This is a genomic window from Halobaculum gomorrense, from assembly GCF_900129775.1.
Taxonomy (GTDB): Archaea; Halobacteriota; Halobacteria; order Halobacteriales; family Haloferacaceae; genus Halobaculum; species Halobaculum gomorrense.
The window spans coordinates 1-26,279 of sequence record NZ_FQWV01000013.1 but is presented as its reverse complement, the minus strand read 5'-3'; the positions used below and the strand labels follow the sequence as shown (position 1 = coordinate 26,279).

Sequence of the window (26,279 nt, the reverse complement as noted above, 5' to 3'; positions counted from 1 at the left end):
ATCGACGGCCCACGGGCGGGAGTGACCCGAATCTTTCTTGTGCATTCGACGCTGAATCGTGTCCATGGAGACATCCGGCCAACTACTGCTGACGGTGCTCATGGGAGCGTTCCTCCTGGGCGTGGCCGCCTTCCTCGCGCGGGTCGAGGACTGGCGGTCGTACACCCCGCTGGGCGCCGGTGGCGGCGCAGTCGGCGAGTCCGGCTACGGGCACGCAGAAAAGCCCGCCGGGCTGATCCGCTGGCTCACGACGGTCGACCACAAGGACATCGGACTGCTGTACGGCGCGTACGCGACCATCGCGTTCGTCGTCGGCGGGCTGATGGTGATGCTGATGCGCGCGGAGCTCACCACCCCCGCGACGGACGTGCTCGGGTCGGCGACGTTCTACAACTCGCTGCTCACCAGCCACGGGATCACGATGCTGTTCCTGTTCGGGACGCCGATCATCGCGGCGTTCTCGAACTACCTCATCCCGCTGGTCATCGGCGCCGACGACATGGCGTTCCCGCGGATCAACGCCATCGCGTTCTGGCTGCTGCCGCCGGGCGCGCTACTCATCTGGGCGGGCTTTTTCCCCATCCCGGGTGTCATCCCGGCACAGACCGCCTGGACGATGTACACGCCGCTTTCGGCGGGTGTCGGCGCCGGTAACCAGGCGAACGTCGGCGTGGACCTGATGCTGCTGGGCCTCCACCTGACGGGGGTCTCGGCGACGATGGGCGCGATCAACTTCATCGCGACCATCTTCACCGAGCGCGCTGAGGAGGTCACCTGGGCGAACCTCGACATCTTCTCGTGGACGATCCTCACCCAGTCGGGGCTGATCCTGTTCGCGTTCCCGCTGCTGGGCAGCGCGCTTGTCATGCTCCTGCTGGACCGCAACTTCGGGACGACGTTCTTCGCGGTGGAGGGCGGCGGCCCCATCCTCTGGCAGCACCTGTTCTGGTTCTTCGGCCACCCCGAGGTGTACATCCTCGTGCTTCCGCCGATGGGGATCGTGAGCTACGTGCTCCCGCGGTTCTCCGGCCGGAAGCTGTTCGGCTTCAAATTCGTCGTCTACTCCACGCTCGCGATCGGCGTGCTCTCGTTCGGCGTGTGGGCCCACCACATGTTCGCGACGGGCATCGACCCGCGGCTTCGCGCCTCGTTCATGGCCGTCTCGTTGGCCATCGCGATACCGTCCGCGGTGAAGACGTTCAACTGGATCACGACGATGTGGAATGGGAAACTCCGCCTCACGACGCCCATGCTGTTTTGCATCGGGTTCGTGAGCAACTTCATCATCGGCGGCGTGACGGGCGTGTTCCTGGCGTCCATCCCCGTCGACCTCGTGCTTCACGACACCTACTACGTCGTCGGCCACTTCCACTACATCGTGATGGGCGCCATCACCTTCGCCGGGATGGCGGGCATCTACTACTGGTTCCCGCTCGTCACCGGGCGCTGGTACCAGCGTCGGCTCGCGAAGGCGCACTTCTGGCTGTGGATGATCGGCACCAACGTCACCTTCTTTGCGATGGTGCTGCTCGGCTACGGCGGGATGCCGCGCCGGTACGCGACCTACCTCCCGAAGTTCGCGACGCTCCACCAGATCGCCTCGCTCGGGGCGCTCCTGCTCCTCGTGGGCGGTATCATCTGGGTGTACAACATCGTGACCTCCTGGATGGAGGGCAAGCGCGTCGAGTCGGGCGACCCGTGGCGCCTCGACGAGACGAACCTCAACACCGCGGAGTGGGACTGGTTCGAGGCCAAGCGTGAGACCTCGCTCGCGGCCACCGACGGCGGTGAGGAGGTCAAGACGGACGGCGGTCAGGAATCGCGCGCTGACGACGAGTAACGGCAGTCAGTTCGGTTCCAGTAGATTCGGTTCGGTTCGGTTCGGCTCTGGTCCTTCGGTTCGATTTTCGGACGCCGCTGTTGTTCGACTGCCCAGCGCCAGCGACGGGCGGGCGCCGTGGCGCCGACCGGGACGACGGGGCTTTTGTTCGCGCGGACCCGAACCCCGGTATGAGCGATAAGGACCTCCTCGGGATCGTGCTCGGCGGCATCGCCCTGCTCATGTTCGCGACGGGCTTGATCCTCGTGTTGCAGTGACCCGCGAGCGAGACGACGCGAGCGGGATCGCCGGTGACCCGATCGAGAGAGTCGGGGACGCAACCGAGGGGACCGGGGACGCGAGCGAGAGGGAACCGGCGGGGCGCTTCGATGGCCCCCGCCTCGTTCTCCTCCTCTACGCCGTCCTCACGGCCGTCGGCGGCGTCGCCGGCGTGCTTGTCGCGACCTTCGTCGACGGCCTGAGCGCGCCGGCGCTGTACGCGGTGATCCCGCTGCCGGCGAGCGCGCTCGGGTTCGGCATCTACGGAGCCGTCACAATCGCGACGGTGTTGGGCATCCCCCTCGCGCTGGTGGTCTACGTCTCCCGAGGGATCGACGATCCGAACGGGGTCGACGAGTGAGACGGACCCATCGAGACCGCGGCGCGGGGGGACGACGAGCGGACCGGGAGCGTCGCCGCCGGCGAAAGGACTAATCCCTGTCCGGGAGAGGTGCGGTGTATGTATCACGTCGTACTCGGCGTCGATGAGGACGAAGAACACGCGCGCGCCGCCGCCGAAGAGATCGCGAAGCTACCGGGCGACGGGAGCGAGACCGAGGTCACCATCGTCCACGTGTTCCAAGACAACCCCAGCGGCGCCTCCGCGACGCAGGTCGCGTCGGTCCGCGAGGCACAAGAGTTGCTTGAGGACGCCGGGATCACCGTCGACGTGACCGAGTCCAGCGGCGACCCCGCGGACGCGATCATCGAGGTCGGCGACGAGGCCGACGCGGACCTGATCGTCGTCGGAGGCCGCAAGCGCTCGCCGGCCGGGAAGGCGCTGTTCGGCTCGGTCACTCAGACGGTGATCCTCAACGGCGGGCGACCGGTGATGGTCACCGGCGTCGTCGACGGGGAATAAGCGGCACACCTGTCGACCCGAGCGGGCAGGTCCGCCGTCTGCTCGACACCGAGCGGGACCCGTCAGGCGATCGACTCGCCGATATCGAGGCGGCCGGCTTCCGCGGTCCCGGCGCGTGCGTCGGCGTACCCGCCGGCCCACAGCCGCGCGGCGACAACCTGCGCGTAGAAGAACACGAACGCGCCGATGATCGCACCCAAGATCGGGATCCCGTTCAACACCCCGACGAGCACGCCCGCGCCGAGGAACACGGCGAGTGAGAGCGCCCAGGCGGTGGCGTAGTCGGCGCTGAAGACGATCGGCTTGAGCGCGGCGGGGTCGAACGCCGCACCGAGCCGGTCCTCGTCGACGGCGGTCACGATCGCGGCGACCGCGGCGTAGCCGAACACGAGCGCGAGAACGCCCGTGAGAACCGTGCCCACGACCATTCCGGCGAGGCCGGTCGCCACACCTCCCCGCGTCTCCGTCGCGAACGCGAGGATCGAGCTAGTCGGTTCGATTCGGGGTGGACGACTCAGTCGTCCGCGAACGCGTCCCCGACCAGGTCGGCGACCGCCGAGGGCGACTGGTAACCCGTCTCGGTCGCCAGCGCCTCGCCGTCGCCGATGCACACGATCGCCGGCGCCGCGTCGACGCCGAACCGCTGGCGGAACTCGGGCGCCGCCTCGCCGTCGATCCCCGCGACAGCGACGCCCTCGGGCAGCGCGGCGAGCGTCTCGTCGAGTTCGGCCTTCATCGACTCGCAGGGGTCACACCGGAGGCTCCAGACGAACACGACCGCGCGGTCGTTGTCGGCGAGGAACCCCTCGACTGCGTCGTCATCCAGTTCCGGCAGTGCCTGCGGAACCGGCGTCGCGGGGGCGACATCCGTGACGAGCGTGGCCATCGTCGCGCGCTCGACGGTATCCGGAACCGGTTCCTCGGCGTCCTCGAAGTGCGAGCGAAGCGAGAGGTACGCGATGAACTCCTCGCGGGTGACCCCCTGCTCGTCGATTCGGCGGACGGCCTCCGAGTAGTCGAGGCCGAACGCGTCGGCGACAGCCTCGGTGAACTCCTGTTCGGGCAGGTCGCCGTAGCTCTGCTCGTACAGATCGATGGTGTCGTGGAGCGCCGCAGAGATCCGGAGGGTGCCGTCGTCGTCCTCGCGGATCGCTCCGACGTCGATGAGCCGGTCGAGCAGCTCTTCGGGGTCCGGCCCGTCGACCGGCGGTCCGGGGTTGGGGTTCGCGCTCACGGTTAGACACCCAGGTACTGCTCGCGGGTCTCCTCGTCGGTGCGGAGCTCCTCGGAGGTGCCCGTGAACACGATCTCTCCCTGGTCGACGACGTACGCGCGGTCGGCGATGTTCATCGCTGCGACCGCGTTCTGCTCGACCAGCAGGATAGTCGTCCCCGTCTCGGCGATGCGCGCGATGGCGTCCTCGACCGTGTCGATGATCTGCGGCGCCAGTCCCTCGTACGGCTCGTCGAGCATCAACAGGTCCGTGTCCTGCTTCAGCGCGCGCGCGATGGCGAGCATCTGCTGCTCGCCGCCCGAGAGCGTCCCGGCCTTCTGTGACTCGCGCTCCTCCAGCCGCGGGAACACCTCGTACACCTCCTCGGTGCTCATCCCGGGATGGTCCATCGACACCGTGCGCCCGACGACGTTCGACCAGTTGCGCGCGACGTCCGACAGATGGAGGTTCTCTCCGACCGAGAGGTTCGGGAAGACGCGGCGTTCCTCCGGGACCAGCGAGATGCCCAGCGAGGAGACGTCCTCCGTCGAGTAGTCGGTGATGTCGTCGTTCTTGTACCGGACGACACCGTCTCGAACCTCGGGCGGGTGCGCCCCCGCGATCGACCGGAGCGTCGTCGTCTTGCCCGCGCCGTTGCGACCGAGCAGGGCGCACACTTCGCCTTCCTCGACGTGCATCGAGAGGTTGCGGAGGATGTGGCTCTGCGCGTAGTACGCGTCGATGTCCTCGACGGAGAGGAGGTGATCTCCCTCGGCGGCGGCGGCGGTCGCGCGCTCGGCGTGGGTCGCGGTGTCCGCGTCCCGGTCCGCCTCGTCGGCCCCGACGGCCTCGTCCGGCGACTCCGTGGCGGCAGCGTCATCAGTCGCGTCTGCGGCAGCGCCTCCGTCGGTCGCGTCCGTGGCGGAGTCGGGGGCGTCCGAGCTCACAGCTCCACCCCCCCGAGGTACGCCTCCTGCACCTGTTCGCTCTGTTGGACCTCCTCGGGCGTGCCGTCGGCGATGACCTGCCCGCGGTTCAACACGAGGATCCGGTCGGCGATTCGGAAGATGATTTCCATGTCGTGTTCCACGATGAGGATCGTGAGTCCGAGGTCCTCCTGGAGCGCTTCCACGAGGTCCACGGTGTCGGCGGTCTCGTCCGGCGACATGCCGGCGGTCGGTTCGTCCATCAACAGCAGGTCCGGCTCGGAAGCCAGCGCGATCGCAATCTCCAGGCGGCGCTTGTCGCCGTACGGGAGGCTCCCGGCCTCGGCGCCAGCGCTATCGAGCAGATCGACCGCCCCCAGCATCTGGTCTGCGGTGTCGTGCACCGCGGAGAACCCGGAGAGCCGCTTGAGGAAGTTGAGCTGGAACGAGCCGTGTTCGGCCGCCAGCGCAGCGATCTCGACGTTCTCGCGGACCGACATCGACGGGAAGATCGACGCCGTCTGGAACGACTTCGAGACCCCGGCCTGCACGGTCTCGTGCGGCTCCAGGTTCGTGATGTTCTGTCCGTCGAACTCCACGGTCCCGGCCGTCGGTTCGAGGGCGCCAGTGATGCAGTTGATGAGCGTCGACTTCCCGGCGCCGTTGGGGCCGATGACCGCGCGGGTTTCGCCCGAGTCGACCTCGAAGCTCACGTCGTCGACGGCGACGAGGCCGCCGAACTGCTTGGTCAGTCCGTCCGTCTGAAGCAGCGTCATTCCGCCTCACCTCCGTCGGTCGCGGCCGGCTCGCTGCCGTCGTCGCCACCGCCGCCGCCGGTCACGAGGCCGATCAGGTCCTCGGCTGCGCCGTAGACGCCGCGGGGGAACACCCACACGATGAACACGAAGACGGCGCCGAGGACGAACCGCCACAGCGAGCCGATCGGGCCGATCCCCGGGAGACTGACCCCGGAAATGACGTTCGCGACGTACTCGAAGATGAACGCCCCGAGCACGGGACCGACGAGGCTGCCGGTGCCGCCGAGGACGGTCATGATGACGAAGTCGCCCGACTGGATCCAGTACAGCCCCGTCGTCGGGTGGATGTACTGCTCGTGGATGACGAACATCGTGCCGCCGACGCCGGCGAACACCGCAGAGATGATGAACGCCATCAGCTTGTAGCGGAAGACGTTCAGCCCGACGAACTCGACGCGCTCCTCGTTCTCGCCAAGCGCCTCGAAGATGAGGCCGTACGGGGAGTTGATGATCCGGTTGGCGACCCAGACGGCGATCAGCATCATCACCGCGGTGAACGCGTAGATCACCGTGTAGGAGTTGAGCGCGTACAGCGGCGTCAGCGGTGCCTCGAGCGGGATGGCACCGAAGAACAGCCCGTGGGCGGCGATGTCGGAGAAGCCGTTGTCCCCGTTAGTGAGCCACGCGCCCGGGCCGAGCGCGTAGAAGTACAGCGCCTGCCCGAACGTCAGCGTCAACACGGCGAAGTAGACGCCCGAGCGGCGGATCGAGACGAAGCCGATCGGCCACGCGAGCAGCGTCGCGACGAGCGTCCCGACGACCACCATTAACAGCGGGCTCGGGACGACCTGACTGAACAGCGCGGCCGAGTACGCCGCAGACCCGAAGAAGGCGGCGTGCCCGAACGAGAGCAGTCCGGTGTAGCCGAGCAGGAGGTTGAATCCGATGACGACGATCCCGTAGATGAGCACCAGCGACGGTAGGCCGGAGTAGCCACCGATCGAAAAGCCCGTCAGGTCGCCGATGGCCCCGAACACGTCGATGAGCAGGAACGGGAACACGACGAGCACGGCGGCGGTCGCGATCACGACGAAGTCGTCGCGCTCGCGAAGCGAGGCGAGTCCCGACCCGCCGGAGGCGGCCGCCGACTCGGACTCCGCGACGGCGCCTCCGTCGGTCACGGCGTCGGCGTCGTCGCTCATTCGCCCACCTCCCCGCTGCCGAACAGCCCCTCGGGGCGCACGATGAGCATGAGCGCGACGAACAAGTAGAGGACGATCTGCGCCCACTGGCTGTACGTCTGGGTCATCGCGGAGACGATCACGCCCAGCAACATGCCGCCGGCGATGGCCCCGCGGACCGACCCGGCGCCGCCGACGACGATCGTGAGGAACGCCGGGAGCAGGGCCCGATCGGTACCGATCTGCGGGCTGAGCGTCTGGATCGACGCGCCGATGAGGCCCGCGAACGCCGCGAGCGCCGCCCCCAGCGCGAACACGAGGCTGTACGAGCGGTTGATCTTGATCCCGAGCAGGCGAACCATCTCGGAGTCACGCGTCCCCGCCTGCACGACGAGCCCGAAGTCCGTGCGCTCGATGGCGAGCCACGTCACCGCGATGATGACGAGCGCGATGACGATGATGAACAGCCGCCACGAGGGGAACAGCCCGACGACCGGGAGGGCGACGGGCTGTGAGACGTTGAACCCGAAGATGGTCTGAGGTCCGATCGACTGGAAGGTGTTCCCGCCGATCACGTTCTTGATTATCTCCTCGACGATGAGCGCGAGGCCGAACGTTACGAGCAGCTGGTCGGTCTCGGGACGGTCGTAGAACGGCTCGGCGACGAATCGTTCCATGAGCAGGCCGATCCCGAAGCCGACGATCGGGACCACCACGAGCGCGGCGAGGAAGCCGCCGTCGAAGCCGATCGTCGTGACCCCGAAGCTGTACAACAGCCCGTTGGTGAGGGTCGTCTCTCGGAAGACGAGGAGTCCGACGTACGCGCCGACGAGGTACAGCGCCCCGTGCGCGAGGTTCAAGAACTCCATCGTCCCCAGGATGATAGTGAGGCCGAGTCCCAACAACGCGTAGATCGCGCCCTGCTGGAGGCCGTTGAGGAGTATCGATGCGATGTCCACCTGTAGAGGGATCATTATTGTTCGTGTGAGACGCGTGTGGTCCGCCTGTGAGTAGTTGTCGGTGTTGTCATTCGTTGACGCGGTTCCGTTCCCCGGGCGAAGAAAGTGCCGGTCTGGATCTGCGACGGCGGCGCCGTCGTCAGTTGTTCTCGCCGCCGTACGGGCCGAGCGAACACTCGGCGGCGGGGCCGGCGTCGCAGGCGTAGCCGAGCTTGTCGCGGGAGGTCTGGTTGACGATCCGCAGCAGTTTGCTCTCGGTCTGCTGGTCCGACGGCAGGCCCTGCACGACGAGCACGTCCCGCTGAGCCTGATGGTCGCATTTCCGCATCGTCTCGGCGCCCAGGCCGGCATTGGAGTACTGGTGGTTCTCAAGCTGTTTGATCACCTCGGGCGGGTAGAAGGTGTCCGCCCGCTGGCAGGCAGCGGCGTACTGCACCGTCTGGCTGTACGCCAGGCGCGCGGCGTAGCTGGGCACCTTGTTGTACTCGTTGCGGAACGCCTCGGTAAACGTCTTCGAGTACTGGTCGGAGAGCTGCCAGCTCCAGTCGGCCGTGCCAAAGATGCCCTCGATGGAGTCAGCGGCTGCCTCTGCCATCAATCGGTTGTACAGCGGGACGACGATCTCCATATCCTGCTTGAGCCCCTGCTCGATCGCCTGCGGGAGGGAGTTGGCCGCGTCCAGCCCGTAGTGGTTGAGCACGAGCACGTCCGTCTCTTCGCTGGGGACATCCGACAGATACGACGAGTAGTCGGAGGTGCCGAGCGGCGTCGGGACCGAGTCGATCTGCGTCCAGTTGCCGACCTCGGTGAAGAACTTCTTCATCGACGCCTGCTGGGTCTGCCCCCACGAGTAGTCGGCGTACAGCTGGTAGAACTTGAGGTTCTCGCCGTACTCCTCCGCGAGGACGGGCGCGAGCGCCTGGCCCGTCATGTACGCGTTGAACATCTCCCGGAACGAGTAGCGGACGCACTCGGAGCCGGTCGTGTCGTTGGAGTGTGTCAGACAGCACTGGAACTGGACCTTCTCCGACTGACACAGCTTCTGGACCGCGATGGCGACCGCCGAGGACGACCCCCCGGAGACCATGATCGCATTGTCGCGGTTGATCATCCGCTGGGCGGACTGGCGAGCGGTGTCCGGATTCGTCGCCGTGTCGCCCTCCACGGACGCGACCGTCTTGCCGAGCACGCCGTTACCTGAGAGGTTCTCGTAACTGTCGACCCAGCCACCGCCGTTGTTCAGGTGCTTCTTCGCGAGATTGTACCCGCGCAGTTCGTCTGCGCCCTCCTGGGAGTACGACCCCGACTGCGGGACGTTGAAGCCGAAGACGACCTCGTCGCCCTCGACGGGGTAGTTCCCGATCGGAGGATACTCCGAGCCGCCGCCGCCGCCGGTGCAGCCGGCCAGTCCTGCGAGTCCTGCGGCGCCGGCCGTCCCGGACGCCTTGAGCACATCACGTCTGCTGAGTTCGGTGGTATCCCGTGCCATGCTCCGATCGGCGGATGCAACCTTAATGAACGTTCCGCCATATTTCCTTAAATCATGTTAATATTGATAACATGGGATACCGAGATACACCATGATAATGGTTATCACTCGTAGGCCGTTTCAGTCGGTCGATGAGACAATAAACTGCGCGGGGGTGGCCCCCCGTTTCCCGCCCCGATGGCGCGCTACGCGAGTTCGTCCGCGACCGCCGAGAGCGAAGATACTTCGATCGATGGACCGACGCCGATCTCCTCGAACGGGTCGTTCGCGCGATTCACCCACGCGGTGTGCATCCCCGCGCTCCCGGCGCCCGCGACGTCCCACGCGTTGCCCGAGACGAGTCGACAGCCGTCGATCGGCGTGTCCGTGCGGGCGGCTGCGTTCTCGTACACCGCGGGGTTCGGCTTGAACGTCGACACCTCGTCGGCGCTGATCACGTCGTCGAGGTGCGGGGCGAGTCCCGCGTTGTCCGCGAGCGTCTCCAGCATCTCCGGGTTCCCGTTCGACAGCACGGTCACCGTGTGTCCGGCCTCCGAGAGCCGAGTGAGCGTCTCGATCGCGTCCGGGTACGGGTCGAGATGTTCGTAGGCGGCGAGGATGCGCTCGCGAGTCGGCTCGTCCGCCTCGACGCCCCACTGGTCCAGCGCGTATGCGAGCGCGTCCGCGGTCACGGTCCAGAACGGCTGGTACTCCTCCATCAGCGCCGCCTGATAGGAGTACTGGAGCTGCTTGGCCCGCCACGTGGCGTCCAGCTCCGACACGAGCGCGTCGGGCGCGTCGAGTTCGTCCGCGAGCGTGCCCGTCACGCTACTCGTGTCGCACAGCGTTCCGTACATGTCGAAGCACACGGTCTCTGGCATACACCAGCCATCAAATTCGTGCGTGATAGTACCACGGGTGGCGGCGGTTCGTGATGGTTCGTCCCCGCCGCACTCCGTCCGGGATCGCCGCTCGAGGGTCGCATTCGAGCCGACGGACGCCGCCGCTGCCCGCTGCAGGGCGGTACGCAGCCCATACCGAGTCCGGAGGGACAGAAGCCCCCGCGTCATTAAGTGGTTGTCAGTGCTATCCACCCCCATGGACCTCAGAGACGCAACGACCGAGGACATCGAGGACATCCGAGAGACCGCGCGCGCGTCGCTGTCGGCGTCCTACGGCCACGCGCTCTCGACGGATCTCATCGACGGGGCCGTCGAGTCGTGGTACGACGCCGAGACCGTCGCCGACGCCCTCGACGGCGAGGATGCGGTGTTCGTCGTCGCCGTCAATGACGGCGAGGTAGTGGGCTTCGCGCAGAGCCGGCTCGTCGAGCGCCGCGAACCCGTCGGGGAGCTCGACTGGCTCCACGTCCACCCCGACCACCGCGGGCGCGGGATCGGCGACGACCTCCTCCGTCGCGCGGAGACGGAGCTGCTGGAGCTGGGCGCCGAGCGGATCGAGGGGCGAGTGCTCGCGGCCAACGAGTCCGGCGCCGAGTTCTACGAGCGCGAGGGGTTCGTGGAGATCGGCGACCGAACCGTCGAAATCGGCGGCGAGGAGTTCCGCGAGCACGTGTTCGCTCGCTTCCCCAGCGGCGACGGCGATCAGGTCCTCACCGAGGCGCGCGTGACCGATGACGGCCGACAGGTGTACGTCGCCTACGACGAGGCCGAACGCGCGTCGGAGGCGCCCTTCTACGCGACGTACGCCGACCGCGAACGCACCGAGCGGATGGGATACGTCTGCGGCAACTGCGACGGCTTCGCGGTGAACGTCGACACCATGGACCGCGTGCAGTGTAGCGAGTGCGGGAACAAGCGGAAGGCGGGCCGGTGGGACGCGGCGTATCTCTAGGGTCCCGGCGGACCGTCGGTGGCCCCGGCGCCCGGCAGTCTCACGTGCGATACTTCGGGGGCGGTAGTTAAGTCGCGGCGGCGTCGTCGAGCGCACATGGACGGACGCGTGCTCGCCGTCGTCGGCGCGAAGGGGGGCGTCGGCAAGACGACGACGAGCCTCAACCTCGCGGCCGCGCTCGCGGAAGACGGCCGCGCCGTCGCGGTCGTCGAGGCGGATCTGGCGATGGCGAACGCGGTCGACTTCCTCGACATCCGCGTCAACGGCGGGCGGACCCTCCACGACGTGCTGGCTGGCGGCGCGGGCGTCACCGACGCCACCTACCCCGCCCCCGGCGGCTTCGACGTGGTCCCCAGCGGCGTCACCCTCGACGGCTTCGTCGAGGCCGATCTCGACCGCTTCCCGTCGGCGATGGACGCGCTGAAGGCGCGCTACGACGCGGTGCTGGTCGACACCGCCGCCGGCGTCAGCAGCGAGACGGTCGTCCCCATGTCGGGCGCTGACGCTTCGGTGCTCGTGTCGACGCCGCGGGTCGCCTCCATCCGCGACGCCGACAAGACCATCACTGTCGCCGACCGCGCGGACGCCCCCGTCGGCGGCGTCGTGCTCACGAAGTCGGGCACCGGTCGCTCCCCCCCGGCCGACCGCATCGCGAGCTTCCTCGACACCGAACTCCTCGGGCACGTCCCCCACGACGAGGCCATCCCGAAGGCCCAAGACGCCGGCCAGCCGGCCGTCTCGTATCGCCCGCACAGCGACGCCGCCGGGGCGTACCGGGAGGTCGCCGCGGCCCTCCGCAAGCGCCCCGACATGCTCGGCATGACGGTCACGGCGAACACGAGCGGCTTCCGCTTCGGTGACGGCGACGGCGGGGCCGACGCGTTCGCGGACGGCGGCAGCGGGAACGGGACCGCCGGCGACGACGGCTTCACGAACCCGTTCGGATGACGAGACGGCGAACGCGACAGTGACCGGGATCGCGGACCCGTGTGCCGACTGAACTCGTGGTTCACGCACCTGCACTGTTTCGGGCGCGAGTGCCTCGACGAGGGTCGGGCGACGCTGTCGGCGGTCGGCGGTCGGCGTCGGAGGCGGACTACCCCTCGCCGACCATCCGGTCTTCCTCCTCCCACTCCTCCTGGCGGAGTTCGTACTTCTGGACTTTCCCGGTCGAGGTCTTCGGCAACTGCTTGACGAACTCGATGCGGGTGGGCGCCTTGTAGTGGGCCATGTTATCGCGGGCGTACTGGATCAGCTCGTCGGCGGTGACGCCGGGGTCGTCAGGGTCGCCGCTGACCGGCACGACGTACGCCTTCGGCGTCTCGCCCCAGTCGTCGTGCGGCGAGGGGATGACGGCCACGTCGTCGACGCGGTCGTGGCTGAAGAGGGTGTCCTCGACCTCGATCGAGGAGATGTTCTCGCCGCCGGAGATGATGATGTCCTTCTTGCGGTCCTGGATCGAGATCATCCCGTTGTCGTCGACGACCGCGAGGTCGCCCATGTGGTAGTACCCCTCGACGCGGTCGGTGAACGCCTCCTCGGTCGCATCCGGTTTGTTCCAGTAGCGGTCCATCACCTGATTGCCGCGGACGACGACCTCGCCGATCGTCTCGCCGTCCTGCGGCACGTCGGTGCCGTCCTCGTCGACGACGCGGATCTCCGTCCCGAGGTAGCCGAACCCCTGCGTCTTCTTCACCGCGAAGCGGTCGTCGGAGTCGTCCTCGAAGTAGCGGCGGGCGTCGCTGGTCGTGATGAGCGGGCCGGTCTCGGTGGCGCCGTACACGTGCTTGAGGTACCAGCCGAAGTCGTCCTCTACGGTGCGGATCGTGGCCTCCGGCGGCGCCGCGCCCGCGGTGGCGACGCGCACGTCCTGGCCGGCGTCGGGATCGCCGCCGTGCTCGTCGATGTGGTCGCCGAGCAGCTTCAGCACTGTCGGGGCGGCACAGAAGTACGTCACGTCTTCGGTGCGCAGCTTGTCGAAGACGTACGCCTCGTCGACGCCGCGGGTGCAGACGTGGCGGGCGCCCATGCCCGTGACGGCGTAGATGTGCCCCCAGCCGTTCACGTGGAACATCGGGAGCGTCCACAGGTACGTGTCGTCGTCGCTGATGTCTTGATGGATTGCGATCAGGTACGCGTGCAGCGTCTCCGCCCGGTGGGTGCGGCAGACGCCCTTCGGATCGCCGGTCGTCCCGGAGGTGTAGTTGATCGTAATCACCTCGTCCTCGCTCATCTCCGGGCGGTCGTAGTCGGTCGACTCGGCGATCACCTCGTCGAACTCCTCCCAGTCGCCCTCGACGGCGTCGGCGTCGTTCGTGATGAACGTCTCCGTGGGCACGTCGTCGCGGATCGCCTCGATCTTGTCGGCGTACGCGTGGTCGGCGTAGATGGCGTCGACGCCGGCGTCGGAGAGGATGTACTCGAAGTCCGACTCCACGAGGCGGTAGTTCAGCGGCGTGTGGATCGCCCCGGCCTGGAAGTTGCCGTACGCGGCCGCGAGGTGGTAGTGCGTGTTCGGGTCGAGCACCGCGACGCGGTCGCCCTTCTCGATCCCGCGCGCCTGCAGCGCCGCCGCGAAGCCGTCGGCGCGCTCGCCCAGTTCGTCGTACGTGAACCGTTCCCCGTCGACCCCGAGGACCGCCTCGTGGCCCCCGTAGTTGCGGCGGGCGCGGTCGAGGAAGTCCGTCACTAACAGCGGTTTCTCCATAGACAGCGAATCTTCAGGCACATTCGTGATAATCGTTGCGGGGACGGTACCACTTACCACGAGACGATCCCGTCTCGTCCCGCGGTCTCAGACGGATCCGGGAGGGATACCGGGCGCTCCGGAGCAGTAGCGAGCCTCGAGTACCCGCACACAGGACTATACAGATGATTGATAAGTAGTCCGCGGCCGACAGGGACGGTATGACACTCAGGGAGTTCGTCGGGCGGTGCCATCCGAACGGGAACGCAACCGTCGCGCACGCCGCGACGCACTATCGCTGGTCGCCTGGCAGTCGGACGCGTAGCCGGTGTCCGAACTGCGGGACCGAGTTAGAACTGTCCGAACGACACGTTCTCGTCGCCCTCTCGGGGGAGATCGGCGGCGACGACCGCTACCACCTCTGTGACGAAGCCTGCGTGGCGGCGTGGCTGGGAACGGAGTAGCGGGGCGGAGCGAAAACGGACGGTGCGAGCGTCGTCCGCGCTCAGTCCTCCTGGACGACCTTCCGGATGTCCTCGACGATCTCGGGGTTGCGCAGCGTGGAGGTGTCGCCGAGGTCCTCCTCGTTTGCGATGTCCTCCAGCAGCCGGCGCATGATCTTCCCGGAGCGCGTCTTCGGGAGTTCGGGCGTGAAGATCACCTGCTCGGGGCGGGCGATCGGGCCGATCGCGTCGAGGACCCCCTGGACGATCTCCTCGCGGAACTCGTCGGTCTCCTCCTGGCCCTCCTCGGTGATGACGTACGCGTAGACGGCCTCGCCTTTCACCTCGTGGTCGCCGCCGACGACGGCCGCCTCGGCGACGCCTTCGACGCCGACGATCGCCGACTCGATCTCCATGGTTCCGAGGCGGTGACCGGAGACGTTGATCACGTCGTCGACGCGGCCGAGCACGGTGATGTAGCCGTCCTCGTCGATCTTGGCGCCGTCCTCGGGGAAGTACACCCAGTCGTCGGAGTTCGAGGAGTCGGTGTCGGAGTACTCGGCCCAGTACTCCTCGATGAAGCGCTCGTCGTTCTTGTACAGCGTGCGGAGCATCCCGGGCCACGGCTTGTTCACAGTGAGGTAGCCTGCGCGGCCGGGGTCGACCTCCTCGCCGTTCGTGTCGACGATCCGCGCGTCGAGCCCCGGCAGCGGCGGGCCCGCCGACCCGGGCTTCATGTCCTTGACGCCCGGGAGGGTGGTGACCATCATACCGCCGGTCTCGGTCTGCCACCACGTGTCGACGACCGGGCACTCCTCGTTCCCGATGTGCTTGTAGTACCACTTCCACGCGCGCGGATTGATCGGCTCGCCGACCGTCCCGAGCAGGCGGAGACTGGAGAGGTCGTGTTCGTCGGGGTACTCCGTGCCCCACTTCATGAACGCGCGGATGGCCGTCGGCGCGGTGTACAGTTGGTTCGCCTCGTACTCCTCGACGATCTCCCACAGGCGGTCGCGGTCGGGGTGATCGGGCGTCCCCTCGTACATCATCGTCGTCGTCCCGAGCGCGAGCGGCCCGTAGACGATATAGCTGTGGCCGGTGATCCAGCCGATGTCGGCCGAGCAGAAGTACGTGTCCTCGGGCTTGATGTCGAGCACCGCCTGCGAGGTCCACGCGGTCCACGAGAGATACCCGCCGGTGGTGTGTTTCACGCCCTTTGGTTCGCCGGTGGTGCCGGAGGTGTACATGAGGAACAGCATGTCCTCGGCGTCGCGGTCGACAGGCTCCACCTCGGCGCCCTCGTGGGCGGCCATCAACTCGCCCCAGTCGTGCTGGTCTTCGGCGAGGTCGTGGCCGAAGTCGTCGCCGTTCGGGCCGAGGCGGTCGACGACGACCGTCTCGGTGTCGTGCTCAACACCCGAGAGCCCCTCGTTGGCCTTGTCGAGGTGGTCGAGGGGGTCGCCGCGGCGGTAGTAGCCGTCGCAGGTGACGAGGTACTCGGAGTCGGCGGCGTTCATCCGCGTCGCCAGCGCGTCCGCCGAGAAGCCCGCGAACACGACCGAGTGGGGCGCGCCGATGCGTGCGCACGCCAGCATCGCGATCGGTAGCTCCGGGATCATCGGCATGTACATCGTGACCACGTCGTCCTCGCCGACGCCCAGATCCCGCAGCGCCGCGGCCGCCTCGTTCACTTTCTCGTGCAGCTCGCTGTAGGTGAGCGTGACGTTGTCCTCGTCGACGGGCTCGCCCACCCACTCGATCGCCGCCTCGTCGCCGCGCTCGTCGAGGTGGCGGTCGAGACAGTTCGTCGAGGCGTTGATCGTGCCGTCGGTGAACCACTCGTAAAACGGCGGGTTCGAATTGTCGAGCACCTGATCGTACTCCTCTTCCCAGTCGAGGAGCTCGGCGGCCTGTTCCCAGCACTCCGGCCAGTTCTCCTCGAACTCGTCGTAGATGCCCGCGTCCGAGACGTTCGCCTGCTCGACGAACGAGTCGGACGGCTCGAACACCTCCTGCTCTTCGAGCCGGGCCTCGAGTTCCACGTCCTCGTCTGACATAGTCACGCGATACGTCGGAATCGACCGTGATAAAACTGCCTCACCGTGTCGAATTCGCCGCGTCGTCGCGGGGTTTCGCGGGGCGGGCGCAGGCAGGGCCGTGCGCGAACGGTCCGGTCACTGCACCGTTCGGCCGAGAGAACGCCGGTCGAGGAGCGCCGAAGCGATGGAGCGCCGAAGCGATGGAGCGGCGGATGGGCGGGGCAGCGAAATGGCGGGCGTCAGTCCAAGGTGACCCACGCGAGGAACGCGAGCGCGCCCAGCTCCAGCAGGCGCAGCGCGCCGACGGCGGTGTGAGCGATGGGCGCCGACTCCGCGATCCAGCCGCTGAGCACCGGGTGGAAGTAGAAGATGTACAGCGCGAGCGCGTTCTCCGCGAGGAGGATCGTGCCGAACGCCGCCAGCCCGAGTGTGTGTTTCGACCGGAACCGGGTGTAGTTTCGCCCCCAGACGTAGCTCAAACCGACCAGGAGGACGATGTTGAGCGCGGCGGCGAGCCACGTCACCTGCAACCAGAGGCTCATCTACTCACCACTCCGTAGCGGGCTGGTGGGTTTATACTCTTTCCAAATTTCGTCCCGAATGCGTGTCCCCTCATTCGACCTTCTCCATGATCTGTTCGACCGTCTCCCAGTGCCGGCGCGCTCGGTCGGTGGGGAGGTACACCGCGCCGTAGTCACCGCCCTGCTTCCGGAGCACGTCGTTGTCGCACAACACGTCGAGGTGGTGGCGGACCGTCGTGTAGTCCAGTTCCAGGGCCCCTGCGAGCTTGTTGGCGTTCCGCGGGCGCTCGTCGAGCGCCTTCAGGATGCGGACGCGGTTCTCACCGCCGCGGGTTCCGGTGAGCACGTACCACAAAACGCCGTCCATCGTTCCAACGTCATGCCGACCACCGAAGTAAGTCCACCGGAGTGAAAGAAACCGGACGGAGCGGCGCTTCGCCCCGACGCGGTCCGCGCTACGACGCGAGTCCGATCGTCTCGCGGTACGCGCCGTAGTGCGTCTCGAACACGTCCATGATCTCCCCCATCGTCGCGTACGTCTTCACGGCGTCGACGACGGCGGGCATCACGTTCTCGTCGTTCTCGATGGCCGCATCCAGCGCCCCAAGCGCCTCCTCGACGGCGTCGTCGTCGCGCTCGGCTTTCACGTCGGCGAGGCGCTCCAACTGCCGCTCCTGGACCTCTTCGTCGACGTGGAGCAGGTCCGGCTCGGGGTCGTCCTCAACGGTGTACTTGTTGACGCCGACGACGACTTCTTCCCCGTCGTCGACGCGTTCCTGGTACTCGTAGCTCGCCTCCTGGATTTCGCGGTGGAAATAGCCCTGCTCGATCCCCTCGAGGACGCCGTCGCGGACGGAGCCGTCGCCCATCTGCTTCAGCTCCTCGAGGTACGCCATCGTCTTCTCCTCGACCTCGTCGGTGAGGCTCTCGACCATGAACGAGCCCGCGAGCGGGTCCGCGGAGTCGGCCGCGCCGGACTCCTCGGCGATGATCTGCTGGGTCCGCAGCGCCACGCGGACCGCCTGCTCAGAAGGCAACGCCAGCGCCTCGTCGAAGGAGTTCGTGTGGAGGCTCTGTGTCCCGCCGAGGACGCCCGCCAGCGCCTGGATCGTCACGCGGACGATGTTGTTCAGCGGCTGTTGGGCCGTCAGGGACTGACCGGCCGTCTGCGTGTGGAACTTCAGGCGCTTCGAGGCGTCCTCCTCCGCGCCGTACCACTCGTCCATGATCCGCGCGTAGATGCGCCGGCCGGCGCGGAACTTGGCGACCTCCTCGAAGATGGAGTTGTGAGAGTTGAAAAAGAAAGAGAGCTGCGGTGCCACGTCGTCGACATCCAGCCCGCGCTCCTGTGCGTCCTCGACGTACGCGAAGCCGTCGGCGAGGGTGAACGCGAGCTCCTGGATCGCCGTCGAGCCGGCCTCGCGAATGTGGTACCCGGACACCGAGATGGGGTAGATGCCGGGCGTCTCGTCGATCGCGAACTCGACGGTGTCGGTGACGAGATCCAGCGACGGCTCGGGCGGGATCACCCACTCCTTCTGCGCGATGAACTCCTTGAGCATGTCGTTCTGGAAGGTGCCGCGAAGCTCCTCGCGGGGGACGCCCTTCTGGTCGGCGAGCGCGACGTACATCGCGAACACGACCGGCGCGCTGGGGTTGATCGTGAAGGAGGTCGATACCTCGCCGATATCGATGCCGTCGAAGAGGATCTCCATGTCGCGCAGGGTGTCGACGGCGACGCCCTCCTTGCCGACCTCGCCGTCCGAGAGCGGGTCGTCGGAGTCCTTGCCCATCAGGCTCGGCATGTCGAAGGCCGTCGAGAGGCCGGTCTGCCCGTTCTCGGTGAGGTAGTGGAAGCGCTCGTTCGTCTCCTCGGCGGTGCCGAAGCCGGCGAACTGGCGCATCGTCCACGTCTGTCCGCGGTACATCGTCGGGTACGGCCCGCGGGTGTACGGCTCCTCGCCCGGGAAGCCCAGGTCCTCGTCGTAGTCGATGTCGGCCACGTCCTCGGGGGTGTACAGGTCGTCGATCTCCAGGTTGGAGACGGTCGCGAACCGCTCCTTCCGCTCGCCGTGGGCGTCGATCACGGGGTCGCGGGTCTCCTCCTCCCACTCCTCGCGGTTCTCGCGTATTTCCGCGAGGTCATCGTCGTCGTACATGGACCCACAGAGTTCCGGAAGGACCATTAACGATTCGGGTGCCAGGGATCGACGGGAACGGCGATCCGACCGGGAGCGAAACACGAAACAGGCTCGCCCCCGAACGAACGAGCGACTGCCCGTGCAGGAGTACCAGCGCAAACAGCTCCTCGAACGCGTCAACAAGGAGAGCGCGACCATCGGCGCCGACATCCCCGACCGCATCGAGGTGCAGGGCGAGGAGATCGACCTCCGGACGTTCGTCTTCGAGATCAAGCGCCGAGACACGATCCCCGACGGCGAGCGCGAACGCGTCGAGCGGGCCAAACGGAACCTCCGGCGCGAGCGCCTCGAACGGCTCGAACGGATCGAGGAGAACCGGGTCGACTTCGAGACGGGCGAGGCGCTCGCGGCGTCGATCATCGGCATCGACCGCGCGCTGGAGGCGCTCGACACCCTCCGTCCCGCGGACGTGGAAGGCGAGGCGCGCCGTCAGGAGACGATGGACCAGAAGCGCTGGATGAGCTTCCTCAAGAAGGCGCTCGGGCAGGAGGACGCCAGCGGGAGCAAGCGCGGCGGCTACTGACCGGTCGCGGGGAACCGCTCACGACCCGTCGACGGCGGATCGGGACCCGTCGAACGGCCCGTCGTTCTAAGTCGCGTGCCGACCGAGAGGGACGTAGCAATGCGCAACGCCGAGGTCGCCGGCCTGCTGGAGGAGTTCGCGGACCTACTGGAGGCGCAGGGTATCGAGTACAAGCCGAACGCCTACCGCCGCGCCGCCGAGAACATCCGCGATCACCCGCGGGCCATCGAGGACCTCGCCGACGAGGGCGGCGCCGACGCAGTCGCCGAGATCGACCGCGTCGGCGACGCCATCGCCTCGAAGGTCGTCGAGTACCTCGACACCGGCGAGATCGAGGAGTTGGAGGAACTCCGCGACGACCTCCCGGTCGACATGGCCGCCCTCACCAGAGTCGAGGGCGTCGGCCCGAAGACCGTCGGCACGCTGTATGAGGAACTCGGGATCACGACGCTCGACGAACTCGAAGCGGCCGCCGAGGACGGGAGGATACAGGAGATCAAGGGCTTCGGCGCGAAGACCGAGCGGAACATCCTCGACAACGTCGAGTTCGCGAAGGAGGCGGGCCAGCGCCAGCGCCTCGGCGACGCGCGCCCGCTCGCCGACGACGTGATCGGCCACCTTGACCACGAGGAGGCGGTACAACGAGTCGACGTGGCCGGCTCCATCCGCCGGTGGAAGGACACCATCGGCGACGTGGACGTGCTCGTCGCGAGCGAGGACGGCGCGGCGGTCGTCGACCTGTTCACCGACTGGCCCGACGCCGACGAGGTCATCGAGGCCGGCGAGCAGAAGGCGAGCGTCCGCGCCGACGGCGTCCGGATCGACCTCCGGGTCGTCGTCCCCGGGGAGTTCGGCTCGGCGCTCCAGTACTTCACCGGATCGAAGGACCACAACGTCACGCTGCGCAACCGCGCCATCGACCGCGGCCTCAAGCTGAACGAGTACGGCGTCTTCGACGTGAGCGCCGTCGAGGACCCCGACTCGGGACAGCGCGTCGGCGAGCGCCTCGGCGGTGCTGAGGAGCCGGAGATGTACGCCGCGCTCGACCTCCCGGTCATCCCCCCCGAGATGCGCGAGGATACCGGCGAGATCGACGCCGCCGCGGCCGGCGAGCTTCCGGAGCTCCTCAGCGAGGGCGACATCCGCGGCGATCTGCACACGCACACCGAGTGGTCCGACGGCGCTAACACGGTCGCCGAGATGGTGACGGCCGCCGCCGACCGCGGCTACGACTACCATTGCGTCACCGACCACGCCGAAGGGCCGGGCGTCTTCGGCGACACGGGGCTGTCCGACGAGGAGGTTCGCGAACAGGCTGAGGCGGTCGCGACGGTCCGCGACGACGCCGAGATCGAGGTGTTCCACGGGGTCGAGGCGAACATCGGCGCCGACGGGGAGGTGACGACGAGCGACGACCTGCTTGCGGACCTCGATATCGTCGTCGCCTCGCCGCATGCCGCCTTGGACCAGGGTGAGGCGACCGACCGGCTGATCCGGGCGGTCGAACACCCGCACGTCGACGTCCTCGGACACCCGACCGGTCGACTGATCAATCAGCGGCCGGGGGTGGAGGTCGACTTCGAGCGGCTCGCAGACGCCGCCGCAACCGCCGGGACGGCGCTGGAGGTGAACTCGAACCCGGCCCGCTTGGACTGCGACGGCGACGCCGTCCGGGCGGCCGTCGAGGCCGGCGCGCCGATCGCCGTGAACACCGACGCGCACTCCCCCCAAGAATTCGACAACGTCCGCTATGGGGTCCACACCGCCCGGCGAGGGTGGGCCGAGACCGCGGACGTGGTGAACGCGCGCGACGCCGCTGGCGTGCGCGAGTTTCTCGGGTGATGAACGGAGACCGCAGCGACCGCGGCGACGCCCTCGAACTCACTCCGGATCGCGACGCACTGGTGCTCGACGTGATGCTCGGGAAGCTGACCGTCTACCTTCGGATATGCGGGTACGATGCCCTGTACGCCCTCGATGAGGGGCTCGAAGCCGACGACGCGGTGCGCTCGCGCGCGGTGGCCGACGGTCGTCGCCTGCTCACGCGCGACCGCGCGCTCGCCGCGAGCACGCCTGGGTCGGTGCTGCTCACCGAACGCGACGTGACCGACCAGCTGCGCGAACTTCGCGATACGGGCGTCGGTGTGTCGCCGAGCGACCGCCCCGCACGCTGCGGCGCATGCAACGGGGTGCTCGAACGAGTCGACGACGAGGATCCACGGCCGGAGCACGCGCCCGCGGAGGGGCCGCTGTGGCGCTGTGCCGACTGCGGCCAGCACTTCTGGAGGGGGAGCCACTGGCACGACGTGGTGGCGACGCTCGACGCGTTGTGAACCCGGCGATCGGCGACGGCGCCAGCGGCCCCGTCATCCGATCAGCGCGGGTTCCAGTCGTCGCAGGCGTCCATGTCGTCCATCAGGTCGTCGTGGAGGCTGCAGTACGGCTGCATCCCCTGATCCGTCCGGACGTACTGGAAGTGGCCGCAGGAACCGCAGTAGGAGTCGCCGGGCGACTTCGTACGGGCTGGCGCCGCGTCGGCCGCGGCCGACGACCCGGTCGCTGACCGCTCCGCCGAGGGGCCGATCCGATCGATTTCCGATGCCGACTCGGGCTGCTGCCGGTCGGCCAGCGGGGTGATGTCGGAGGAGGACGCCCCCCCGTCGCTCGCGGCGCCGGCCGCCGCGCCGGGGGTGCCCGACCCGAGGCTTCCGTTGTCGGCACCGCCGGTCGATGCCGTCCCGGCGGTCTCCGCCTGTTTCTGCTTGAACTCGGGGCGGTTCGTCTGCGTCTCGACGCTCCCGTCGGGAGTCGTGCCGAGCAGGCCGATGCCCCCGACGCGTCCCGTCGCTCCGTTCGCGCCGCGGATCTCCTCGGCGGTCGATTTCGGCACCTCGATAACCTTCGTTTCCCCCTCCCGGGTGATCTCCAGCGTGACCGTTCCGCCGGGGTTGTTTCGCGCCTTGAAGTTCGCGACGCCGGTAAACAGACACCAGAAGGTGGTGAAGGCGCCGAGGAAGTACACGCCAGCGGTGGGGAGCGTGAGATCGGCGTACTGCCCGGCGCAGTTCGCTCCCGACCAGTGACACGGGTACGCGTGGGCGAACAGCGCCACGCCGAGGGCGGCGACGCCGGTCCCGACGACGGCCGCCGCCTGCGTGCGACGGCTGGTCGGCATGATCACCAGCACGCCGAGGAACGTCGCGGGGAGACCGAGCCCGGCGAGGATCCCCGCCGTCTCTCGCGCCTGGCCGAGGTTCCACCCGAGTACGGCGGTCGTGAGGTCCGTCGCCGCGACGACGATGCCGACGCTGACGAGGATCGCGCCGAACGAAAACGACCCGACGCCGAGGTAGAGTCGCCGGAGGCTGGCGTACTCGCCGACCTGGCCCTCGTACACCTCGGCGAGGCTGCTCATACACCCGTGTTATAGCAGCATCACTTAAAAGGATGCGTCAGACACCAGCATGACGCGTGCCCGCACCGTTGGTGCCGCCGCCATGACTGACGGACACCACGGCGGCGCTCCGAAAGGGTTACGCCGGACCTAGGCGAAGCCAGGGACATGGCTGACGACGACGAACCCGAGGAAGAGGAACCCGCCGTCGAGCTCGGCGAGGGTCCGGCCGTCGAGGGCGCGCCGCTCGCACGCGTCGCCTCGCGGCTCACGTGGCCACAGGAGAAATCGACGGTGCTCGACAAGGAAGGCGACGCGACCATCCGGACGCCGGACGGTCCGCACGAGCTCTCGGACGTGCTGAGCGATGTCGACATCACCTACTTCGACCGGCGGCAGACGTTCGTCAGCGCCGTCGAGGACGTGATCGGCCGCGGCCCCGTCCAGGCCGCGGAGTAACGTCGAGACGGCCCGTCGCGGTGCGGTCGAACCGGCGTACTGCGACCGGTCGCGGTGCGCGCATTGGCGCCAACTTTTCCACCCGCCACGGCGAACGCAGGGCCATGAGTCTGCCAATCGATCCGGCAGCGGTCAAGGCCGGCGACATCGGCGAAAAGCGCGCGACCCTCGAGATGGATCACGAGGAGGCGGTCGAGCACGTCCGCGAGGTGTTCACCGAGAACGGGTTCGGCATCCCGGTCGAGTTCTCTGTCTCGGACATGCTCAACGAGAAGGTCGACGCCGAGCGCGACCCGTACCACGTGCTCGGCGCGTGCAATCCATCGGTCGCCGACCGCGCGCTCGAGGCGACCGACAACAGGCTCGGGGCGCTCATGCCGTGCAACGTCGTCGTGTGGGAGGAGTCGCCCGGCGTGCAGACCGTGTACCACGTCTCGATCATGCGGATCGCGCGGCTGCTCGGCCTCGACGCCGACTGCGAGACGATGGAGGAGATCATCGGCGAGACCGGCGAGTTGGTCGAGGCCGCGTACGACGACCTCGACTCGTCGTAGTCGTCGCGGTCGCCGCCGTCGCCGTCGCCTGACTGCGTCGTTCCCGTGTCAACACCGGATCCTTCGTCGAGATCGGTTCGGAGTTCCGCGAGTTCCCCGCGCGTCTCAGCGAGTTCGCGTTCGGGTCCCGTGACGCGACCCCCGTCGATCCGATCGACGCCGTCGCTCGCGCCGCCAGAAGCCACGGTAGCATCGGAGGCAGCTACGTCGTCCAGTCGGTGAGACTCGACTGCAGCCCCGCCACCATCGTGGATTTCTGACGGAGGCGCGCCAGCGACACCGGAAGCTGGTCGCTCACGCCGCGGACGGCGTCCTCGAACGTCTCCGCCTCACCGTGTTCCCCCTCGAAGGCGTTGCGGACGCTCTCACGCACCTGCCACACGCCGACGGGTCCCCAGTAGTCGTCGGAGACGTGCCGGAGGACGAGCACCTTCGCCTGCCGACCGCGTTCCGAGAGGTGTTCGAGCACGCCGAATCGGGAGGCGTAATACGCGCCGGCGGTTTCATCAACGTACTTCGTCCGGCCCTCGCGGTTCTCGTGGGCCGAGGAGAGGAACGTATCCCCCTGCGGGTCTGGGTGCCAGATGCTTCCCGGTGACTTGATCTCGACCAGTTCGAACTCCCAGTCGCCAGGGGCGAGGATGACCCAGAAGGCGTTGCCAAGGTACTCGTTGCGCCACACCTGGACGGTATCGACGCTCCGGCGGTCGCGGATCGTTCCGCGGAGGTACTTGCCGACCGTGTCGTCGACGGCGGTGATCGACCACCTGGTCGGGACCAGCCGCCGCTGGTCGCCCCGGCCCAGTGCGCCAGCCGAGAGGACGGTGTTGATGTCGTACACGTCGAACCCGCGCCGATAGAGGTAGTTCATCGCGCCCTCGGCGCGCCAGTCGTCGTCCTCCAAGGTCTTCTTGATCGGTCGCGGGACGTGCGGGTTCTCCATCAGGTCCGCGGCGGCGGCGCGGGCGCGCGGTCCCGTCGGCGTCGCCACGTCGTCCGGCGACACGTCGTAGTCGATGTCCGGGCCGTCGTCGAGGAACACCTCCACGTCGACCGGCCGGTCTGCGATGGCGACCTCGCGCTGGACGCCGAGGAAGCCGTCCCAGGCGTCGTGGACGCTTCCCCCGTCGCCGACGCTGCGGGCGTCGACGCCCTGCGTGGAGTTGAGCAGCGAGGTGCGCCGCTCGAACACGTCCGAGATCGAGACGCCCTCCTCGTACCACGCGCCGCTGGTCTCGTAGGCCGCAGCATCCTCCTCGTGGCCGACGGGCGAGAGGAGCCCGGTCGAGAGGTTTGGATAGTTCGACGACCCGACAAATATCGACGGGGAGACCGACCCGAAGACCGAGTCGCCGCCGGTCGCCTCCTCAAAGCGGTGCTGGAACGACTCGAGGTGGTCCATCAGCTCGTAGGACTTCTCCTGGGCGAGCCGCCGGCGCTCGGCCCGCTCGTTCTCCTCGAACTCGACGTAGTCGTCCAGCTTCACGGTCGGTTCGGCATAGCCGCTCCGCTGACAAGAACGTTCCCCGCGGCCGTCGGTGTCGACGGTCGCGACGCTCGGATGAAGGCTGACAGGCGGTCGGTGACTCCCGAAAGCACCGGCGATCCGACCGGGAGAATCGCGCGGCGGGCGACCGCACACCCGCAGGCCGCCGCGCGGCGGCGATTCAGGTCACGCGCGGTGTGGTCCCGCCATCGGACTTGAAGCTTCGTCGCGTCGGCGGCGATGGGCACACGAGAGGAGACGGCGGGCGATCGACGCCGGGCGATCCGGCGGCCGCGTTAGCCGTGGATCCCCATCGCCTCGATCTGTTCCTGGTAGCGGTTGCGGATGGTGACCTCGGTGACCTGGGCGACGTCGGCGACCTCGCGCTGGGTCTTCTTCTCGTTGCACAGCAGCGAGGCCGCGTAGATCGCGGCGGCGGCGAAGCCCGTGGGCGACTTCCCCGAGAGCAGCCCCTGCTCGGCGGTCGTCTCGATGATCTCGTTGGCCTTCGATTTGACCTCCTCGCTGAGGTCGAGCTCGGAGCTGAAGCGGGGGACGTACTGCTTGGGGTCGACCGGCTTCAGCTCGAGCCCGAGCTCCTGGGAGACGTACCGGTAGGTCCGACCGATCTCCTTGCGCTCGACGCGCGACACC

General features: G+C 67.9%; 27 protein-coding genes and 1 pseudogene. 12 read left to right on the top strand and 16 right to left on the bottom strand.

The genetic code is table 11. From position 1 onward, the window contains the following. Positions 1–100: 100 nt before the first annotated feature. From BUE16_RS15425 to BUE16_RS15415, 4 genes are all read left to right on the top strand, one after another. A complete protein-coding gene (locus BUE16_RS15425; RefSeq protein WP_073311419.1) occupies positions 101–1,840 on the top strand; it encodes a cbb3-type cytochrome c oxidase subunit I in 1,740 nt (579 codons plus the stop codon). 80 nt (positions 1,841–1,920) lie between these two features. Beyond that, positions 1,921–2,097 (top strand): hypothetical protein, encoded by a 177-nt coding sequence (locus tag BUE16_RS16765; protein WP_159435772.1) that lies wholly within the window; start codon positions 1,921–1,923, stop codon positions 2,095–2,097. Next, positions 2,094–2,459: a DUF7520 family protein gene (locus BUE16_RS15420; RefSeq protein ID WP_234972423.1), complete on the top strand. Its 366-nt coding sequence runs from the start codon at positions 2,094–2,096 to the stop codon at positions 2,457–2,459. The genes BUE16_RS16765 and BUE16_RS15420 overlap by 4 nt, the downstream gene beginning before the upstream one ends. 99 nt (positions 2,460–2,558) lie before the next feature. Next, positions 2,559–2,960, top strand: a complete 402-nt coding sequence (locus BUE16_RS15415; RefSeq protein ID WP_073311358.1) for a universal stress protein — start codon at positions 2,559–2,561, stop codon at positions 2,958–2,960. A 62-nt stretch (positions 2,961–3,022) separates the two neighbouring features. Here BUE16_RS15415 and BUE16_RS15410 read toward each other — a convergent pair whose 3' ends face one another. From BUE16_RS15410 to BUE16_RS15375, 8 genes are all read right to left on the bottom strand, one after another. Beyond that, positions 3,023–3,571, bottom strand: a complete 549-nt coding sequence (locus tag BUE16_RS15410; RefSeq protein WP_079991693.1) for a DUF4013 domain-containing protein — start codon at positions 3,569–3,571, stop codon at positions 3,023–3,025. Beyond that, the gene (locus tag BUE16_RS15405; RefSeq protein WP_073311356.1) at positions 3,475–4,194 is read right to left on the bottom strand and encodes a thioredoxin family protein; all 720 of its coding nucleotides are present in this window, start codon (positions 4,192–4,194) and stop codon (positions 3,475–3,477) included. The genes BUE16_RS15410 and BUE16_RS15405 overlap by 97 nt, the downstream gene beginning before the upstream one ends. Before the next feature lie 2 nt (positions 4,195–4,196). Further along, entirely contained in the window at positions 4,197–4,916 is a 720-nt protein-coding gene (locus BUE16_RS15400) for an ABC transporter ATP-binding protein (RefSeq protein ID WP_073311414.1), read from the bottom strand. Positions 4,917–5,116: 200 nt separating this feature from the next. After that, entirely contained in the window at positions 5,117–5,875 is a 759-nt protein-coding gene (locus tag BUE16_RS15395; RefSeq protein ID WP_073311354.1) for an ABC transporter ATP-binding protein, read from the bottom strand. Next, positions 5,872–7,059 carry a branched-chain amino acid ABC transporter permease gene (locus tag BUE16_RS15390; RefSeq protein WP_073311352.1) on the bottom strand — a complete coding sequence of 396 codons (1,188 nt, stop codon included), beginning with the start codon at positions 7,057–7,059 and terminating at the stop codon, positions 5,872–5,874. Before BUE16_RS15390 ends, BUE16_RS15395 begins: the two co-directional genes overlap by 4 nt. Then, on the bottom strand, positions 7,056–8,009 hold the full coding sequence (locus BUE16_RS15385) for a branched-chain amino acid ABC transporter permease (RefSeq protein ID WP_200778459.1): 954 nt from the start codon (positions 8,007–8,009) through the stop codon (positions 7,056–7,058). Before BUE16_RS15385 ends, BUE16_RS15390 begins: the two co-directional genes overlap by 4 nt. Before the next feature lie 127 nt (positions 8,010–8,136). Beyond that, positions 8,137–9,486 (bottom strand): substrate-binding protein, encoded by a 1,350-nt coding sequence (locus BUE16_RS15380; protein WP_073311348.1) that lies wholly within the window; start codon positions 9,484–9,486, stop codon positions 8,137–8,139. A gap of 185 nt (positions 9,487–9,671) precedes the next feature. Beyond that, positions 9,672–10,346, bottom strand: a complete 675-nt coding sequence (locus BUE16_RS15375; RefSeq protein WP_073311346.1) for a haloacid dehalogenase type II — start codon at positions 10,344–10,346, stop codon at positions 9,672–9,674. Between the two features lie 217 nt (positions 10,347–10,563). On the opposite strand from BUE16_RS15375, the gene BUE16_RS15370 reads away from it, so the two are divergent. Together BUE16_RS15370 and BUE16_RS15365 are read left to right on the top strand one after the other, a co-directional pair. Then, positions 10,564–11,319 (top strand): GNAT family N-acetyltransferase, encoded by a 756-nt coding sequence (locus tag BUE16_RS15370; RefSeq protein ID WP_073311344.1) that lies wholly within the window; start codon positions 10,564–10,566, stop codon positions 11,317–11,319. Between the two features lie 96 nt (positions 11,320–11,415). Continuing rightward, complete coding sequence (locus tag BUE16_RS15365; RefSeq protein WP_073311342.1) at positions 11,416–12,267, top strand: P-loop NTPase; 852 nt, start codon at positions 11,416–11,418, stop codon at positions 12,265–12,267. Between the two features lie 148 nt (positions 12,268–12,415). Here BUE16_RS15365 and BUE16_RS15360 read toward each other — a convergent pair whose 3' ends face one another. Further along, positions 12,416–14,026, bottom strand: coding sequence for a long-chain-fatty-acid--CoA ligase (locus BUE16_RS15360; RefSeq protein ID WP_073311340.1), 1,611 nt, complete (start codon positions 14,024–14,026; stop codon positions 12,416–12,418). A 200-nt stretch (positions 14,027–14,226) separates the two neighbouring features. On the opposite strand from BUE16_RS15360, the gene BUE16_RS15355 reads away from it, so the two are divergent. Beyond that, positions 14,227–14,469: a DUF7576 family protein gene (locus tag BUE16_RS15355; protein ID WP_073311338.1), complete on the top strand. Its 243-nt coding sequence runs from the start codon at positions 14,227–14,229 to the stop codon at positions 14,467–14,469. Between the two features lie 41 nt (positions 14,470–14,510). Here BUE16_RS15355 and acs read toward each other — a convergent pair whose 3' ends face one another. From acs to BUE16_RS15335, 4 genes are all read right to left on the bottom strand, one after another. Next, positions 14,511–16,505, bottom strand: coding sequence for an acetate--CoA ligase (gene acs / locus BUE16_RS15350; protein WP_073311336.1), 1,995 nt, complete (start codon positions 16,503–16,505; stop codon positions 14,511–14,513). Positions 16,506–16,726: 221 nt separating this feature from the next. After that, positions 16,727–17,029: a hypothetical protein gene (locus BUE16_RS15345; protein ID WP_073311334.1), complete on the bottom strand. Its 303-nt coding sequence runs from the start codon at positions 17,027–17,029 to the stop codon at positions 16,727–16,729. A 70-nt stretch (positions 17,030–17,099) separates the two neighbouring features. Beyond that, entirely contained in the window at positions 17,100–17,375 is a 276-nt protein-coding gene (locus tag BUE16_RS15340; protein ID WP_073311332.1) for a winged helix-turn-helix domain-containing protein, read from the bottom strand. Positions 17,376–17,463: 88 nt separating this feature from the next. Next, positions 17,464–19,167 carry an acyl-CoA mutase large subunit family protein gene (locus tag BUE16_RS15335; RefSeq protein WP_073311330.1) on the bottom strand — a complete coding sequence of 568 codons (1,704 nt, stop codon included), beginning with the start codon at positions 19,165–19,167 and terminating at the stop codon, positions 17,464–17,466. Between the two features lie 121 nt (positions 19,168–19,288). Between BUE16_RS15335 and BUE16_RS15330 the strand changes: the two genes are divergently transcribed. The 3 genes from BUE16_RS15330 (at position 19,289) to BUE16_RS15320 (ending at position 22,065) form a co-directional block, all read left to right on the top strand. Next, positions 19,289–19,732 carry a DUF5788 family protein gene (locus BUE16_RS15330; protein WP_073311327.1) on the top strand — a complete coding sequence of 148 codons (444 nt, stop codon included), beginning with the start codon at positions 19,289–19,291 and terminating at the stop codon, positions 19,730–19,732. A gap of 99 nt (positions 19,733–19,831) precedes the next feature. Next, complete coding sequence (gene polX, locus BUE16_RS15325) at positions 19,832–21,574, top strand: DNA polymerase/3'-5' exonuclease PolX (protein ID WP_073311325.1); 1,743 nt, start codon at positions 19,832–19,834, stop codon at positions 21,572–21,574. Further along, complete coding sequence (locus tag BUE16_RS15320) at positions 21,574–22,065, top strand: Mut7-C RNAse domain-containing protein (RefSeq protein WP_073311323.1); 492 nt, start codon at positions 21,574–21,576, stop codon at positions 22,063–22,065. The genes polX and BUE16_RS15320 overlap by 1 nt, the downstream gene beginning before the upstream one ends. Before the next feature lie 41 nt (positions 22,066–22,106). Here the strand turns inward: BUE16_RS15320 and BUE16_RS15315 are convergent, their stop codons facing one another. Beyond that, entirely contained in the window at positions 22,107–23,147 is a 1,041-nt protein-coding gene (locus tag BUE16_RS15315; RefSeq protein ID WP_073311321.1) for a DUF7139 domain-containing protein, read from the bottom strand. A 147-nt stretch (positions 23,148–23,294) separates the two neighbouring features. Between BUE16_RS15315 and BUE16_RS15310 the strand changes: the two genes are divergently transcribed. Both BUE16_RS15310 and BUE16_RS15305 read left to right on the top strand, forming a co-directional pair. Next, complete coding sequence (locus BUE16_RS15310) at positions 23,295–23,585, top strand: DUF5789 family protein (RefSeq protein WP_073311319.1); 291 nt, start codon at positions 23,295–23,297, stop codon at positions 23,583–23,585. Between the two features lie 104 nt (positions 23,586–23,689). Next, positions 23,690–24,139, top strand: a complete 450-nt coding sequence (locus BUE16_RS15305; protein ID WP_073311317.1) for a DUF302 domain-containing protein — start codon at positions 23,690–23,692, stop codon at positions 24,137–24,139. A 202-nt stretch (positions 24,140–24,341) separates the two neighbouring features. Here the strand turns inward: BUE16_RS15305 and nreA are convergent, their stop codons facing one another. After that, positions 24,342–25,625: a DNA repair protein NreA gene (gene nreA / locus BUE16_RS15300; protein ID WP_073311315.1), complete on the bottom strand. Its 1,284-nt coding sequence runs from the start codon at positions 25,623–25,625 to the stop codon at positions 24,342–24,344. A gap of 296 nt (positions 25,626–25,921) precedes the next feature. After that, positions 25,922–26,279 (bottom strand): annotated as a pseudogene (locus BUE16_RS15295) (transcription initiation factor IIB); the annotation flags it as partial.

Coding starts and splice junctions, on each gene's coding strand:
- BUE16_RS15370 (WP_073311344.1), top strand. CDS start 10,564: ATGGACCTCAGAGACGCAACGACCGAGGACATCGAGGACATCCGAGAG.
- BUE16_RS15320 (WP_073311323.1), top strand. CDS start 21,574: ATGAACGGAGACCGCAGCGACCGCGGCGACGCCCTCGAACTCACTCCG.
- BUE16_RS15425 (WP_073311419.1), top strand. CDS start 101: ATGGGAGCGTTCCTCCTGGGCGTGGCCGCCTTCCTCGCGCGGGTCGAG.
- BUE16_RS15340 (WP_073311332.1), bottom strand. CDS start 17,375: ATGGACGGCGTTTTGTGGTACGTGCTCACCGGAACCCGCGGCGGTGAG.
- BUE16_RS15365 (WP_073311342.1), top strand. CDS start 11,416: ATGGACGGACGCGTGCTCGCCGTCGTCGGCGCGAAGGGGGGCGTCGGC.
- BUE16_RS15345 (WP_073311334.1), bottom strand. CDS start 17,029: ATGAGCCTCTGGTTGCAGGTGACGTGGCTCGCCGCCGCGCTCAACATC.
- acs (WP_073311336.1), bottom strand. CDS start 16,505: ATGTCAGACGAGGACGTGGAACTCGAGGCCCGGCTCGAAGAGCAGGAG.
- BUE16_RS15355 (WP_073311338.1), top strand. CDS start 14,227: ATGACACTCAGGGAGTTCGTCGGGCGGTGCCATCCGAACGGGAACGCA.
- BUE16_RS15360 (WP_073311340.1), bottom strand. CDS start 14,026: ATGGAGAAACCGCTGTTAGTGACGGACTTCCTCGACCGCGCCCGCCGC.
- BUE16_RS15315 (WP_073311321.1), bottom strand. CDS start 23,147: ATGAGCAGCCTCGCCGAGGTGTACGAGGGCCAGGTCGGCGAGTACGCC.
- BUE16_RS15305 (WP_073311317.1), top strand. CDS start 23,690: ATGAGTCTGCCAATCGATCCGGCAGCGGTCAAGGCCGGCGACATCGGC.
- BUE16_RS15415 (WP_073311358.1), top strand. CDS start 2,559: ATGTATCACGTCGTACTCGGCGTCGATGAGGACGAAGAACACGCGCGC.
- polX (WP_073311325.1), top strand. CDS start 19,832: ATGCGCAACGCCGAGGTCGCCGGCCTGCTGGAGGAGTTCGCGGACCTA.
- BUE16_RS15380 (WP_073311348.1), bottom strand. CDS start 9,486: ATGGCACGGGATACCACCGAACTCAGCAGACGTGATGTGCTCAAGGCG.
- BUE16_RS15375 (WP_073311346.1), bottom strand. CDS start 10,346: ATGCCAGAGACCGTGTGCTTCGACATGTACGGAACGCTGTGCGACACG.
- BUE16_RS15395 (WP_073311354.1), bottom strand. CDS start 5,875: ATGACGCTGCTTCAGACGGACGGACTGACCAAGCAGTTCGGCGGCCTC.
- BUE16_RS15390 (WP_073311352.1), bottom strand. CDS start 7,059: ATGAGCGACGACGCCGACGCCGTGACCGACGGAGGCGCCGTCGCGGAG.
- BUE16_RS15310 (WP_073311319.1), top strand. CDS start 23,295: ATGGCTGACGACGACGAACCCGAGGAAGAGGAACCCGCCGTCGAGCTC.
- BUE16_RS15335 (WP_073311330.1), bottom strand. CDS start 19,167: ATGTACGACGACGATGACCTCGCGGAAATACGCGAGAACCGCGAGGAG.